The 14,740-nt window shown below is 57.7% G+C and carries 11 protein-coding genes and 1 pseudogene; 4 read left to right on the top strand and 8 right to left on the bottom strand.

Features of this window, described 5'->3' with window-relative positions; translation table 11 throughout:
* Positions 1–10: 10 nt before the first annotated feature.
* The 4 genes from QD409_RS14180 to QD409_RS14165 are packed head-to-tail and all read right to left on the bottom strand — an operon-like array spanning position 11 to position 3,807.
* Positions 11–364 carry a cupin domain-containing protein gene (locus tag QD409_RS14180; RefSeq protein ID WP_092854609.1) on the bottom strand — a complete coding sequence of 118 codons (354 nt, stop codon included), beginning with the start codon at positions 362–364 and terminating at the stop codon, positions 11–13.
* A gap of 24 nt (positions 365–388) precedes the next feature.
* Entirely contained in the window at positions 389–1,312 is a 924-nt protein-coding gene (locus QD409_RS14175) for a 2-hydroxyacid dehydrogenase (protein ID WP_092854611.1), read from the bottom strand.
* Positions 1,313–1,342: 30 nt separating this feature from the next.
* The gene (argE, locus tag QD409_RS14170; protein ID WP_092854623.1) at positions 1,343–2,470 is read right to left on the bottom strand and encodes an acetylornithine deacetylase; all 1,128 of its coding nucleotides are present in this window, start codon (positions 2,468–2,470) and stop codon (positions 1,343–1,345) included.
* 8 nt (positions 2,471–2,478) lie between these two features.
* A complete protein-coding gene (locus QD409_RS14165) occupies positions 2,479–3,807 on the bottom strand; it encodes an NAD(P)/FAD-dependent oxidoreductase (RefSeq protein WP_092854613.1) in 1,329 nt (442 codons plus the stop codon).
* A gap of 262 nt (positions 3,808–4,069) precedes the next feature.
* Here QD409_RS14165 and QD409_RS14160 point away from each other — a divergent pair, with 262 nt between their 5' ends.
* Positions 4,070–4,927: a GNAT family N-acetyltransferase gene (locus QD409_RS14160; RefSeq protein ID WP_092854625.1), complete on the top strand. Its 858-nt coding sequence runs from the start codon at positions 4,070–4,072 to the stop codon at positions 4,925–4,927.
* Between the two features lie 747 nt (positions 4,928–5,674).
* Positions 5,675–6,531 (top strand): annotated as a pseudogene (locus QD409_RS14155) (IS5 family transposase).
* Between the two features lie 271 nt (positions 6,532–6,802).
* Here the strand turns inward: QD409_RS14155 and QD409_RS14150 are convergent.
* Entirely contained in the window at positions 6,803–7,369 is a 567-nt protein-coding gene (locus QD409_RS14150; RefSeq protein ID WP_430762944.1) for a cytochrome b, read from the bottom strand.
* Positions 7,370–7,801: 432 nt separating this feature from the next.
* On the opposite strand from QD409_RS14150, the gene QD409_RS14145 reads away from it, so the two are divergent.
* Entirely contained in the window at positions 7,802–8,797 is a 996-nt protein-coding gene (locus QD409_RS14145; protein ID WP_430762943.1) for a GntR family transcriptional regulator, read from the top strand.
* Positions 8,798–9,733: 936 nt separating this feature from the next.
* Here the strand turns inward: QD409_RS14145 and QD409_RS14140 are convergent.
* From QD409_RS14140 to QD409_RS14130, 3 genes are all read right to left on the bottom strand, one after another.
* Positions 9,734–11,263: a UxaA family hydrolase gene (locus QD409_RS14140; protein WP_092854782.1), complete on the bottom strand. Its 1,530-nt coding sequence runs from the start codon at positions 11,261–11,263 to the stop codon at positions 9,734–9,736.
* 103 nt (positions 11,264–11,366) lie between these two features.
* Positions 11,367–12,098, bottom strand: coding sequence for a response regulator transcription factor (locus QD409_RS14135; RefSeq protein WP_092854780.1), 732 nt, complete (start codon positions 12,096–12,098; stop codon positions 11,367–11,369).
* Positions 12,095–13,333, bottom strand: a complete 1,239-nt coding sequence (locus tag QD409_RS14130) for a GAF domain-containing sensor histidine kinase (RefSeq protein ID WP_092854778.1) — start codon at positions 13,331–13,333, stop codon at positions 12,095–12,097. Before QD409_RS14130 ends, QD409_RS14135 begins: the two co-directional genes overlap by 4 nt.
* 297 nt (positions 13,334–13,630) lie before the next feature.
* Here QD409_RS14130 and QD409_RS14125 point away from each other — a divergent pair, with 297 nt between their 5' ends.
* Positions 13,631–14,647: an ABC transporter substrate-binding protein gene (locus tag QD409_RS14125; protein WP_092854776.1), complete on the top strand. Its 1,017-nt coding sequence runs from the start codon at positions 13,631–13,633 to the stop codon at positions 14,645–14,647.
* Positions 14,648–14,740 lie beyond the last annotated feature (93 nt).

The raw sequence follows: 14,740 nt of genomic DNA, 5'->3' as shown, positions 1-14,740 counted from the left end.
CCTCCAGCCATTATCCTACCGTTACGTAGATCTTGCGAACAGTCTCGATCGTTTTCCATCGGCCCACGAACCCCGGTTTCATCACAAAGCTGTCGCCAGCCTTGTAGACCACAGGTTCACCGCCGTCAGGGGTGATTTCGACGATACCGGACAGGATGTGGCAGAATTCGAAGGTCTCGCCTTTGATCGACCGGGTCTCGCCGGGCGTAGCCTCCCAGATGCCGGTGCGCACTGCACCGTCCTTCGCCTCGTCCTGTGCCCAGGTCCTGAATGATGGATCGCCGGCAATCAGTCTTTCTGGCAAGGCTTTGGATTCACGCGGGGCCGAACCGGGGTTGGTCATAACGGTCTTGAGGAGAGACATGTTGATCCTTTCATTGCAGTGGGTTCAATATCCGCGCCGCCGATCGACGAGCCCGATGGGGGCAAGGCCGGCGCGATGACGTTTGATGTTGTCGATCACCGTATGCGCCGCTGTGCCGGGCTGCGTCACGCTGGCGATATGCGGGGTAAGCATTATTCTCGGATGTCTCCACAAAGGGTGATCAGGGGGCAGGGGCTCCGGGTCGGTAACGTCAATCACTGCTGCTGTGAGATGACCGGTATCAAGCGCTTCGATCAGGGCCGGCGCATCGAGCTGTTGGCCACGGCCGGCATGCACGAGCATCGCACCTGCAGGAAGGGTGCCAAGCAATCTGGCATCCAGGAAGCCCATGGTCTCTTGGGTCAAAGGCAGCAGGCAAATGAGAATGTCCGTCGTCGCTACCATGGTCTTGAGGCCAGCCTCGCCTTGATAGCACTCGACACCTTCGATTGTTCGGGCGGATCTGCTCCAACCCGCAAGCGGAAAGCCGAAGGGCTTCAGCCGCTCGAGCACCGCCGTTCCCAATACACCCAATCCCAGAACACCGATCCGTCTTTCATGCGCCTGACGTTGAGGCAGGCCGCGCCATTCTCCGGCGCGTTGCTGGGCAAGATAGGAGAGAAGGTCGCGATGCAGCGCAAGCACGGCAAGCGTCACATATTCCTGCATCATCTTGACGATGCCATCCTCGACCATGCGGACGATCTTCACATGATCGGGCACGAGCTCCGTCTTGAACTGGTCGACGCCGGCCCCGATTGAAAACAGGATTTCCAGATTGCGATAACGGGCAAGATCCTCCGGTACCGTCCATGTGATCAGAAAATGCACCTCATCGGGATCGACGCTCGCCGCATCCATGGAGAAGACTAGATCCGGCAGTTCGTCGGCAAAGGCCCGGGCAAAAATCGCACCGCGCTTGGCGTCTGAATTGAAGAGAAATGTCATGACAATCGCTTTCTCATGGTGATCGCTCCGTTATGCTCGTGCACATCGCATGGCCAAGGCCAGGATTGTTCGGCGGCACTCGTCGAGCTCATCCTCCAGAATATATTCGTCGGGCTTGTGTGCGCGATCTATGTCGCCAGGCCCGCAGATGATTGCATCGATCCCGGCCGCCTGATAGAGGCCGGCCTCGGTCCCGTAGCTGACTGCTGCAAGCGATGGCCTGCCGGTGATCTCCTCCAGCAAGGTTGCGAGCAGTGCCTCCTTTGCAAGCGACAGCGCAGGATAGACGCTGAGCGGGGTCCACTCCACGGAGAAGCCCTGTTGCGTCAGTATCTCGGCGCTACGCCGAACGGGGGCGAGCAGTTCCTCGGGCTTCGCATTGGCAATGCCGCGTGCCTCAAGCTCGAGCCGACAATTGTCGGGAACGATATTCAGCGCCAGTCCGCCGGAAATGATCCCGACCTGAAGCGTCGAATAAGGGGGCTCGAATACGAGGTCGAATGGGCCACGCGTCAGTTTCTGGGCTTCGTCGACCGCGGTGTTGAGCACTTTCGACATGGCATGAATGGCATTGAGCGCGATATCTGGCCGAGAGGAATGGCCCGCGCGTCCACCGATCGTGACGCGAGCCGCTGCCTTGCCCTTGTGCGCACGCACGGCCTGCATGCGACTTGGCTCGCCGATGATAGCGCCTAGCGGATGAGCACAAAGCTCCTTCAAGCGCGCTAGCAGATGCGGCACGCCACGGCATCCGGCCTCCTCATCATAAGAGAATGCCAGATGAATAGGTCGGCTAAGATTTGCCCTGGCAAGTTCCGGCGCAGCAGCGAGCGCAGCGGCAAGAAACCCTTTCATATCGGTCGTTCCACGCCCGTAAAGCCGGCCGGTCTCCCTTCTGAGCGTGAAAGGCTCCGAGCTCCAGTTTGGCTGTGCGGCGGGGACGACATCCATGTGTCCGGACAGGACATAGCCAGCGACATCCCGGGGACCGATCGTGGCGAAGAGGTTGGATCGGTCGCCTTCGGGTCCAGGAAGCACGGTGACGTGGATGTCGAGGCCTTCCAGATATGTCCTGATCCAATCAACGATCGCTGCATTCGGCGTACCGACGACGCTTTGAAAGGCAACAAGGCGAGCAAGGATTTCAACAGTGTCCACGATGTCCCTCACAGCATGCCAGGCTTGCCGAGATCGGAGCCGTCGACCATGCGTTCGTAGCGATAGGGCGCGGGATCGACGCAAGGCCTGTCGCCGCGAATGAGATCGGCAGCAAGCTGGCCCGCGGCTGGGCCTATGCCAAACCCATGGCCGCTGAAGCCGGAAGCGATGAACAGCCCGGGCCTGGAGCGGACCGGCGCTATCACGGGAATGGCATCGGGTGTCGAGTCCACCATGCCGCCCCAGCTTTGTGCTGCCTTGATGCCGGTGAGCGCAGGATAGATCTCCTGAAGTTTGGCCAGTCCTTTCCTCACCAGATGCAGATCTGGTGCCGGATCGAGTGTGCGTATGCGCTCGAACGGCGAGATGCCGTCGGCACGCCAGCGTGTCAGTGCCTCGGGGCCATCGATGAACTGGCGTCCGATCGCGTAGGTCAGGCCTTTTCGACGGGCTTTGAATGTTCGCCAGAAGGCTTTGGCCTGCAGGAGGCCCCAAGGCGTCACCTGCAATTGGCCCCGGCCGCTTAAGCCCACGGTGTAACCGCCATCGAGGCGACGCCGGATCGTCACATCCTGCATGGACACTCCGCCTTCGGTGACAGCCTCGGCGGCTTCGGTATAGAAGGATGTCGATTTCACCGATGCCTGAAGAAATTTTATGCCGTGATGGCGAAGCAGCATGCCGCTCCATGCGCCGCCGGCCACCAGCAGCGCCTGGCAGCGGATCAGTCCCTGTTCCGTTACCACGCCGCAAATGGAACCGCCGCTCGTCTCGAAGGCGCGGACGGCGCAATTCTGCACGATGGTTGCTCCGGCGGCCATTGCAGCTTTTGCGAGTGCGGCAACCGCAAGGGCCGGCTCCGCCCGACCGTCCTTCGGAGAATGGACGCCTCCGAGCCAGTGCCGGCTGTTGCCGGGCAGCTTCGCCTTGACCTCGGCGCTTGAGAGCATGCGTGTGTCCACACCGTGTTCGCGAGCAGTCCTGCCCCAGTTTTCCCAGGTCGCGATGTCCGCAGCGCTGTTGGAGGCATAGACTAGGCCCGTTTCACGAAAGCCGGTTTCCTCTCCGATCTCCTGGTTGATATCCCTCCAGACACGAAGGGCAAGCTGTGCGAGCGGCAACTCGCGGGGATCGCGGTTCTGCTGCCGGCACCAGCCCCAGTTTCGGCAGGATTGTTCGCCGGAGATGATGCCCTTTTCGACAACGGCGACTGAAGTACCACGGCGTGCCAAATAGAGTGCGGCCGCGATGCCTGCCATGCCAGCACCAACGATAACGACATCCGCAGATTGGGGGATCTGGCTGGCGGTAGCGACTTTCCGCACGGGTGGAGACATTGTTCGATCTCGTCGGTAGATATGGCAATTTGCACATACTTCGCCCAAGAGGATCGCCGTCTATATTCGTGATTGCATGCCGAATGTCGGAGTGTTTCAGTCAATTGTTGTGTTGGCATGGGCAATTCGAGCAAATTGTACCGACCCGCATCGCCTATCCTTGTTTGCGGGGAGCGCCTCAATTTGGCGCGTGGCTATGGGTGGCAATCTTTGAGGTGATCCAGTGAAGGTATCAGACAGTTTGCGGGTCGATGCTTTCTCGATGCATATCGGCGACATTAAAGACGTGGAGCTCGACCAGTTGCACGCGCTGTCGATCTCGGTCCAGTGGCCGCATCGAGCCGAGGACTGGGAGTTCTTGCGACAGACGGGCAGTGGGATCGTCGCACTCGATGAGATCGGGCGCGTAATGGGATCTGCCATGTGGTTTCCGCATGGAGACGGGTTTGCCACCGTTGGCATGGTGATTACTTCGCCACGCCTGCAGACCAATGGCACCGGCCAATGGCTGATGAACCAGATTCTCGATGCGGTTGCCGGTCGCCATCTTAGCCTCAGCGCAACGCGGGCGTCGCGTCGCTTGTATCTTTCGCTAGATTTCAAGCCGGAGAAAACGGTCTACCAATGCCAGGGGGAGGCAAGGATCGCAAAGGGTTTTGCTTCGCTGCCTTTGAAGGGCGCGGTACGGCAGCTTGTTGCCGACGATCTTGCGGCGATCTCCCAGCTCGACGCCGTTGCATTCGGTGTCGATCGGTCGGAACTGATCGGGCGTCTCGATGAGCAGTCGATCGGCTATGGCCTGTTTCATGGCCAGGATTTGCATGCTTTTTCTCTATGCCGGCCGTTTGGACGCGGCCATGTCGTCGGACCGGTCGTTGCGTCGAATGATGCCGACGCAATTGCAGTCGTCTCTCCGCATGTGGTCCGCAATACCGGCCAATTTCTTCGTCTCGATACGCATGTGGGCGCAGGTGATTTTGCGTCTTACCTCGTGCAATCTGGAATGATCGTCGACGATACCGTCCTGACCATGTCGCTTGGAAAACATCCCCCCAATAGAAACAGGGCAGCAACTGAGACAACGACCACATATGCACTTGCCAGTCAGACGCTTGGTTGACGTCTAACTGCTGTTGCCGTTGCGGTGTCTTTTGTAGCGGGAGCCGTTATGTACGATGTTGCGATGGGCCTTCCCGCTGATGCTCATCTTGTTACCGAAATCTAGAAGATAGAACACTGGAAGTTGATCGCCTGCGGTCGCCCAAGGTTTATCTCGCTGCGAAAGTTAAGTCTCTCGATAGGATCCCGGAGGCTTGCCGTCTTTGCCTACTGCAACGGCAGTTACAAACAGCTTGTCTTTGTCCTTTCGATCTGACTGTAGACGATGTTGACACGGCTTGCGACGGCGAGGTTCGGCATATTCTCTTGAACGTTTCTCCCGTGGAGAAAAGGGAAGACGGTTCTATTGCGAACATGCGGTCTAATCGCCGCGGGATGAAAGTTCAGTGGCAGGTCAACACCACAACATGCTCCGTAAGATGATCGCCTGGGTGAATTGCTGCGACCCTCTAAGCGGTTCGCGCCATTTCCTCAGTTCTACGGCGGTGTCGAAATCTTCCTCGAAACTCCGGACCAGCCCCTACGACATCAAGCCGATGCCGGAGGTCTGAACGGTTCGCCGAGAACCCTGGCTTCCTCCCGTTGCTGGGTTGCCTCGCTTGCTAAAAAGCTCCCGCAGGCTTGGGCTTGGGCATGTCAAAGGCACTTCTGGCGCGATCGGCCAGTCTTAGAGCCTGACCGAAAAAGAGTTGAGTGAAATCAATCGTTTGTGATTCTGTTTGTTTGCTTAGGACGAACGGAGACCACAATGGGCTGGACTGATTTCACCCGTGGGCAATATGCCCGACGTGCAAGGCGGTATGCAGGCGATCTGACGGACCGGGAATGGGGGTTAATTTCATCTTGCCTGCCCGGCCCGAGGCGGTTGGGCAGGCCGCGCAGCACCGATCTTCGCGAGGTCGTGAATGCGTTGCTTTACATTGCCACGACGGGGTGCCAGTGGCGGATGCTGCCGAAGGATTTTCCGCCCTTTACGACGGTTCAGGCTTACTTCTACGAATGGCGAGCCATTGGATTATGGGGCCGGATCAGCCACCGGCTTGTGATGGAAACGCGCGAGCTGGAAGGCAGACAGGCCTCCCCATCTGCTGGGGTGATCGACAGCCAGAGCGTTAAAACCACCGAAAGCGGAGGAGTTGCCGGCTATGACGCCGGTAAGACGCGACAAACTGCGTTTGCGCTGACATCAAGGGTCGCAAGCGGCACATCGTCGTTGACACGCTCGGATTGATGGTTGGGCTCGTGGTTCACAGTGCCGATATCCAGGATCGCGACGGCGCACCTGCCGTTCTCAAAACCATTCTCAAGCGCTGGCCCTGGCTGAGGCACATCTTCGCCGATGGCGGCTATGCCGGACCAAAACTGAGGGGCGCATTGCAGAAGGTCGCGGCGTTCACGCTTCAGATCGTCAAACGGACCGATAAGGCCAAGGGTTTCGAAGTCCTACCGCGCCGCTGGGTCGTGGAGCGCACCTTCGCATGGCTTGGCAGATGCCGACGTTTGGCAAAGGATTGGGAGAAATCGATCGCATCAGCCGAAGCCTGGATCGTCATCGCCCACATCCGAATACTGACCCGACGCCTCGCAAGATATTATGTTTATTGAATTCTTTTCGAGTCAGGCTCTTACATTTGCAAAATGACGCAGGTAGCATAACGGCGCGTCGTTCACCAATGAAGATTCTGGTGGCAGTTGCGGCTCAACAGCGGGGATAGTGGAGGCGCTAAAGCCTGAAGATAAGTGAAGATTGTGGCATCGAATGACGAATACTTCCGCCGACACGCGAGGCGTCGGCGAAAAAGGACCGTCAAATCGTCCGGGGGGCATAGACTCCAAATCGGCTTCTCTCTCGGCCTTTTCTCGTTCTTGATCCCGGCTAAAACATGCGTGGAAGCACATCCGTGTCTCCGCCCTTGTCTAACAGCCTGTGTTTCAATGTACCCGCGACATGCAGAAGTATAATGGCCAGCAGTGCAAAGGAACTATACTTGTGAAGCATTTGAAATATCGCAAACGCGGTGTCGTTCTTAGGTAGAAGTTCCGGAATTTGTGAGATGAAAAAGAACGGTACTCCATCGCTTTGCGTGAAGCTGCTCGATAGGGAGTAACCAAGCAATGGAGTAATCAAGGTCAGCACGATAATAAGTTGATGTACAGCGTGCGAAAGCCATTTTTCCCACGGCGCCAAGTTGGAAGGCGGATAGGGGATTGAGGACTTATACCACCAGCGTAAGGCGAGGTGTATCAGGGCCAGAAGCCAGACTAGAACGCCAAACTGTTTGTGGTTGGGATATAAAGTAGCCGCGACATTACCCTCCGGTAGGCCGGTCATATACAGACCAGACCCTATTAACCCCAGGACCAGACTTGCGCGCAGCCAATGAAGAATCCGCATGAATAGCGGATATTTCGCAACGCTCGCTGTTGGCGGCCGTTCGATCATGCAAGTTCCTTTCTAGAATGGATAATTCGTCTTGAAGAAGAGGGCTTCATGAACTCAGCGCAGACAAAAGGCATTGAATTGTTGGTCGTTCGTGGACGATTCATGGAGAAAGCGTGGATTGAAGATATCCATCGTCAATCGCGGAATTAAGTGACAAATGCCACCAAATCTGACCCGCTCCTGAGAAGGCCTGTGACCATTTGCAAAACAACAAAATAGTGTCCAGTCCCATTTGGGATGCTCCGGGCGGGGCATTTGTTCTGAGACAAGTCGAGGAGACATCTCGACAGCATCTGTGGGTAACAGATTGGTCGCCAATAGAGTTGGGGAGTTCCGCCCAATTTGGAAGCCACTTTGGGATTGTTGCACTTCCGCTATCTGTGCGATGCTCCCTCTAGAGGTCGCAGCCTTAGAAGCGAAATATGGGGTGAAATGCGCGTATCAAATTTAGAAAGCGGCGGCCCGCGCAAGACTAGCCTCTACGAGGAGCTTCATGGGCGGCTGAAGGCGGCGATCCTGGGGGAAGCCTTGCCCGAAGGACTTGTTCTGACCGAGGCCGCCCTTGCCGAACTGGTTGGGAGCAGCCGGGCGCCGGTTCGCCAAGCACTGCAACTCCTGTTCGATGATGGACTAATCGCGCGGTTCGATGGACGTGGCTTTATCGTAGGTACCGGCGTGGTGCGACCGAAGCGGGTCAAGCTCGGTGCCTATCTCGGCAAATTGTTCCATGAAGATGACGACAGGCCGATATTTGCCTGGCAGGCGCTCTACGAAGATGTCGAGCGCATCGTCGTCTACCGCTCCTTCTTTGGTCGTTACCGCATCAATGAAATCGAGCTCGCGCGACATTTTGGTGTGGGGCGCGCCGTGGCCCGCGACGTTCTGTTGAAGCTTGAGACGCTCGGCATAACGGAAAAGGACGATAATTTCCGCTGGTCGATCGTGCCGCTCGACAGCCAGCGCATCCGTGACCTTTATGAGGTGCGCGAACAGATCGAGCCGGTGGCTCTTTCAAGCGCTCTGGGAGGACTTTCGCAAGAACATGTCGGCGCGATGCTCGCACGCCTTTCGCAGGCGCTTGCGGATTATCCCGATGTCTCGGCCTCGACCATGTACGAATTGGAGCTCGACCTTCATCAGCGCAGCCTTCAGGCCTGCCCCAACAAGGAATTTCTCAGCATCCTGAAACGGACGCACTGCGTTCTAACGCTCAGCAAGCATGTCGTCGGCAGCCACATCAAGATGCCGGAATATGAGCCATTTCTTGCCGAGCATATGGGTGTGTTCAAGATGGTGCAGAAACGCGATGAGGAGGGTTTACGGAAAGCTATGCGCGATCACATCCACAACTCGCAACCCAATGTCCAAGCCCGCGCCGCCTATATTCGCGAGCACTATCGGCCGGACGAATACAGCTTCATTTCCTAGGCGGTGTAGACGGACTTGACCGGTATACACAATGCGGTCATGGAAACGCCAGCAGAGACATTGCTCTCGGCCTTCTTGCAGCCTCCCGCGGCTCTCTTGAAACGCTCGAGATTACCGGCGGACTGTTCGATGCACGCGCGGCCATTTTTAAATAGTCGCCGCGAAGAACGTCGGTTTGTCGTTTCGTTGAATTTATATCGGACCACACGGAGGCATGCCGCGTGACCGGCTGCATTGCGATTGGTCTTGCTGGAGTAGCCATTGCCGACAACCGCCACCCCGGCTTGGATGTCAGAGCTCAAGTCTAGCTGAACCGGGAAGGGCGGTGTGTCACCCATTGTGCCGCCGGTCGGGTCCGCACAAAATGCGCCAATCCCCCCGCGCCACGGCCAATTAAATATCCGGTATCCGCCATCTTTCCGGTAAATCGGCAAAATAACCCAACGACGCCCAAGACAGATCATTCCTGTTGCTTGGTCGCGTCGCTAGCCTCCATTCTGGAGGGTCGGGAAACCCATGCCAGTTCAACCGCATCAGAAGCATATCTTCACCATCACACGTCGCGTAAAATTAGACATCAAACCCGCGAAGTTCTCCAACTTCTGTGCCAAATACCAACTGGCCAGCATCAAGTAACGAAGTCCAGGTAATTGACCTGGCTGCCCTATCCTGAAATCCTGCGAGCTTTAGGTCTGCCACCTCGTCAGAGGCGTCCCATGGATCAGCCTCCCAGATATTGGCCGACGAGTTCATGCGATCCATTTGCTTCATCAAACTGTCCACTCGGCCGGTTTCGGCATTCCGAAGCGACAGTTTACCGTGCTTCAGCAAGGTCAACCAGGAGGAAGCCTCATTTTGTCGCTGGCCTGGTCAGAGCCACTAGATAAGCAAATTTCAAATGGCTCACATTCGTCCACGCGCCAGAGAGAGGCTGTATCAGGTGATGGCGCCGACCTGCCAGGGAACGAATTCGTTGTCACCATAGTCGAAGGTCTCACTCAGCGTCTTCTTGCCTGAGGCGACAGCGATGATTTCCTCGAAGATCCGTTCGCCGGCTGCCTCGATCGTGTCGTCGCCACTGACGATGTCGCCGCAGTTGATGTCCATATCCTCGCGCATATGGTTGTACATCTCGGTGTTGGTGGCGATCTTGACGCAAGGCGCAGGTTTGAAACCGGAGACCGAGCCTCTGCCCGTCGTGAAGCAGATCACATTGCAGCCGCCAGCGACCTGGCCGGTGACGGCAACGGGGTCATATCCAGGCGTGTCCATGAAGACGAAGCCAGGCTCATCGACGATCTCCGAATACTCGTAGACGGCCTTCAGCGGCATGGATCCGCCCTTGGCGACCGCGCCCAGCGACTTCTCGAGGATCGTCGTCAATCCGCCGAGCTTGTTGCCATAGGAGGGGTTATTGTTGAGTTCCGCGCCGTTGCGGCGGGTATAATCGCGCCACCAGTCGATCCTCGAGAGCAGCTTCTCGGCAACTGCTGGAGTGACGGCGCGGCGCGTCAGCAGATGCTCGGCGCCATAGATCTCCGGGGTCTCCGCCAGAACCGACGTACCGCCATTGCGCACGAGCAGATCGGAGGCATAACCAAGTGCCGGGTTGGCCGAAATCCCCGAATAGCCATCGGAGCCGCCGCATTCCAAGGCGAGCTTAAGTCCTGAGAGCGGCTGAATGGTGCGTCTGGCGGAATTCACCTCCGGCAGCATGTCGCGGATCATTTCGGATGCGGCTGCGATCGTCTTGCGTGTGCCGCCGAGATCCTGGATGGTCATGGTGCGCAGCCGGTTTCCCTCCTCGAGCTTGTAATGCTCCAGAATGGGCGCGATCTGATTGGTTTCGCAGCCAAGGCCGATCATCAGGATACCACCGAAATTCGGATGGCGGGCATAACCCTGGAGGGTGCGCGCCAGATAGCGATAGCCCTCGGAATTGGTGTTGATGGCGCAGCCGCCGCCGTGAGTGAGGGCCACCACGCCATCGACATTGTCGAAGCCGTCCAGGCCGCCGGTGCGATTGAAATGCTCGGCGATATATTTTGACACGGTCGCCGAACAGTTGACCGTGGTGACGATGCCGATGAAATTGCGCGTACCGACGCCGCCAGCGCCACGATCGAAGCCCATGAAGGTCCGACAGTCCTCTTGCGGCAACATGCCCATCTCGTCGATATCAACGCTGAACTGGTAAGGGTGATCGGACTCAATCACCGCCAGATTTTGCAGATGGACATGGCCGCCCGCGGGAATGAACTGTGTCGCGACGCCGATCGGCTGACCGAACTTGCGGATCTCCTGGCCTGCCTGAATGTCACGTACCGCCACCTTGTGACCGCGCGGGATCTGGTCTGCAGCGGTCAAACCGTCGATGCCGGTCGGGCTGCCCGCGCGGATCATCGAGCGAGCGACCGCGACATCGTCGATGGGATTGAGCAGGATAACAGGCGAAACGGCGGACATGAGAAATTCCATACTGGTTGAATGAATGTCTATTGCTAGCAATAGACATTCATTCGGTGGATGACGTCAAGCATGATCGATCTCGACGATCGGTTTCTCTCGCTCAATCGTGTGGTTGGCGCGCCAGCCACACGCTGAGATCGCCTTCCGCCCGCTCGAGTGCACTGTGATTGAGCAGCTTTCGAAGAAATGCGACGGCAACCGCACGCGCTCTGAGATTGAAACGGCCATCATCGTCTTGGCTACCAAGCGGCTGATAGACCCCAAGTTTGACATAGAGCTGCTGCAATCGATTCTGGACGCTGCGTACCGAGAGGTTGCGCCTTTGGGCGATGGCGCGATCCGTCAATCCGAGAGCGATATCGACCAGGATTTCATATTCGGCCTCGGTGAACCCGTTGACGTTTCCAAGGCTCTTTTGCTGCATGCCGCGCACTTCGCGGTCGATCACACACTGGCTCTCGATGAAGATACTGCGGAGCGCCAGTTTCAGCCGGTCGTCGGAGGCCGATTTCAGAACATAGCCATAGACCGCACCGCCAGGCACGATGCGTGAGATACCGCGGACATAGGCCTCGTCCGAATAATTTGACCAGAAGAGAATGCGCGTTTCCGGCCGCTCTTTCCAAATGGTGCGGGCGGCCTCGATGCCGTTGCGCTGGTTCATCTGGAGATCCATGACGATGTGCTCGGATTTGCAATCCCGCGCTAGCCGTTCGCCGGCATTGCCATTTTCGGCCTCCAGCACGCCGTCGCATTCGGGAAGTGCGGCGCGGATCGCCTCGTTGAGATAGGAGCGATGAAGCGGATCGTCCTCGATGATCAGGACCTTCATGCCGCGGATCCTCCCGCCGATCGCGTCTTGGCTGGCAAGCTGACACTGACAATCGTTCCTCCGGAAGCTGTTGCCGGTCTGATCATAAAGCGCGCCGAGATCAGGCGCGCTCGGGTCCTCATATTTTCTAAGCCGCCACCTGACGTTCTGCGGGCATTCCCAAGTCCAAGCCCGTCATCGATGACATCGATGGTCACCGCGCCTTCAGCCGCCTTCAGTTGAACGGCGATACTGCTTGCTTGGGCGTGGCGGATAGCGTTGTTGATGGCTTCCTGCGTAATGCGGAATAGGGCAATAGAAACCGATTGATCAAGGCTATCGATGGCGCCGCTGGTTTCATCTTTGAGGTTCCAGGTCAAAGTGGCCCCGCTCTCCTGGATTGATCGTTCAAGATGATTCTCCACGGCTTGCGCAAAGCCGAATAGCTGAAGAACCGAAGGCTTTGCTTCTTCGATGATTTGGCGAAGGTCATGCATACTATGCTGCAAACCACGAAACAGCGGTTCAAGCGCTTCACCGGTGACATCGGGTTGGCGGGCAAGGCGCTCCAGCCGCCGGGAGAGGCGGGTCAGATCGGCCAGGATCTGGTCGTGCAGGTCCATGCCGATACGTTGACGCTCAGTCTCCAAGGCTTCGGTCAGTTTCAGTGCGCCGAGCCGCAAACCCTCTTCGCGGGCGCGGGCTTCGGCTTCGACAATTGCCGAACGTTTAGCCTGGTCGGCGGCGCGGATGGCGAAGAAATGAGGCGCCAGGAGGTCGGCAATCACGCGGGCGCTCTCAATGTCCTGCATGGTGTAGAAGCCGGTCTGATGACTTGAGCAGGACAGAGCGCCGATGACATGGCCTTGCACCTTGAGCGGCACATGCAGACGACTATGCAGCGACTGATGAAAGATCGGATGCGAGAAGGCGCCCTGAAAGTGGAACTGGGGGTCGCTCCAGGCATCGTCGGTGAGAAGGTAATCTGTCTCACCCCAAAGGAGCGTGCGGATGGGGCTGTTGCTCACTGGCGCTGGAAAGCGGCGGCCCCAGTCTGTTTCCAATCCGCTCTCGTAGGCCGTGTGAAACTGCTCGTCCACGAGGATAATGCAAACATCAAGGTGGTCATGTGGGATGACATGGCTGATTTCAACGGCAACTGCTCGGATGACCGAGTGAAAGTCGAGCTGGCCGGCAAGTAGCCTCGATATGTTGAGATAGTGGTCGAAGACCGAGGTCGGCGCCAGATTGCGCAAAACAAGCCCTCCCAGGCAACGCGTCGACCGCTTATCCTCCAGTCGATCGCAGCACGCGAATTCCCATGCTATTAAGCGCTGATCCAAGCCATTCGTCCTGCGGATTTACGCATCTTTTCTGCGGGATCCCGCAGGGTCCAATGCGTTAAGCTCCTGTACAAGCGAAACAATCTCGGACATCCTGCTTGTACTGACAGGGGAGCCTTCAGTGCAAATACTATTTTCGATCGTTCGTTGAGGAGCGCGTTCGAAAATCTTAGCCTGGAAGTGGAAGTACGGGCTCATTGGGAGGAAAATATGAATATTGCCAAGATGCTTCTGGCATCCGCCGTCTTCGCTTGCGTTGTCGTGCCGGGTTCCGCTTTTGCCGATACAGCATCCAAGAAGATTGCATTGTCGAACAATTATGCCGGCAACTCCTGGCGCCAAGCCATGTTGACCAGCTGGCAGAAGGTAACCGGCGAAGCGGTCAAAACTGGTGTCGTTGCGGCCGCCGATCCGTTTACCACGGCGGAAAATCAGGCAACCGAACAGGCTGCCCAAATTCAGAACATGATCCTGCAGGGCTATGATGCGATCGTCATCGATGCAGCATCTCCGACCGCGCTGAATGGTGCCATCAAGGAAGCCTGCGATGCCAAGATCGTCGTCGTCTCTTTTGACGGTATCGTCACCGAGCCGTGCGCGTGGCGCATCGCCGTCGACTTCAAGGGCATGGGCGCCAGCCAGATCGAATATCTCGCCAAGAAGGTGCCGAAAGGTGGCAACGTCCTCGAAATTCGCGGACTGGCCGGCGTCTCCGTCGATGACGAGATTTCTGCCGGCATTCACGACGCTGCCGCCAAATATCCGCAGTTCAAGATCGTTGGCTCGGTCCATGGCGACTGGGCGCAGGACGTTGCGCAGCGCGCCGTTGCCGGGATCCTCCCAAGCCTTCCCGACATTGCCGCGGTCGTGACCCAGGGCGGCGACGGTTATGGCGCCGCTCAGGCATTCGCGGCCGCAAAGCGCACGATGCCGACGATCGTCATGGGGAACCGACAGGACGAGCTTGCCTGGTGGAAGAAGGAGAAGGATGCCAGCGGCTACGAGACCATGTCGGTCTCGATTGCGCCAGGCGTCTCAACTCTCGCCTTCTGGGTGGCCCAGCAGATCCTCGACGGTCAGCAGGTGAAGAAGGATCTGGTCGTCCCCTTCCTGCGCATCGATCAGGGTAATCTCGAAACCAACCTTTCCACGACGCAGGCGGGCGGCGTCGCCAATGTCGAATACACACTCGACGACGCCAAGAAGGTGATCGCTACGGCGAAGTAGTCGATATCAGCCAGCAAATGAAGGCCAGCGCCGCCGATCAAAGGCGGCGCCGGTTGGACCCAACGCCCGGCCGGACGATCCATGATTGCAGTT

It is taken from the genome of Rhizobium sp. BR 315, assembly GCF_050577975.1.
In the GTDB taxonomy this organism is placed as follows: domain Bacteria; phylum Pseudomonadota; class Alphaproteobacteria; order Rhizobiales; family Rhizobiaceae; genus Rhizobium; species Rhizobium miluonense.
Note: the sequence above shows the minus strand (reverse complement) of the source record. Positions and strands in the feature narration are given on the sequence as shown.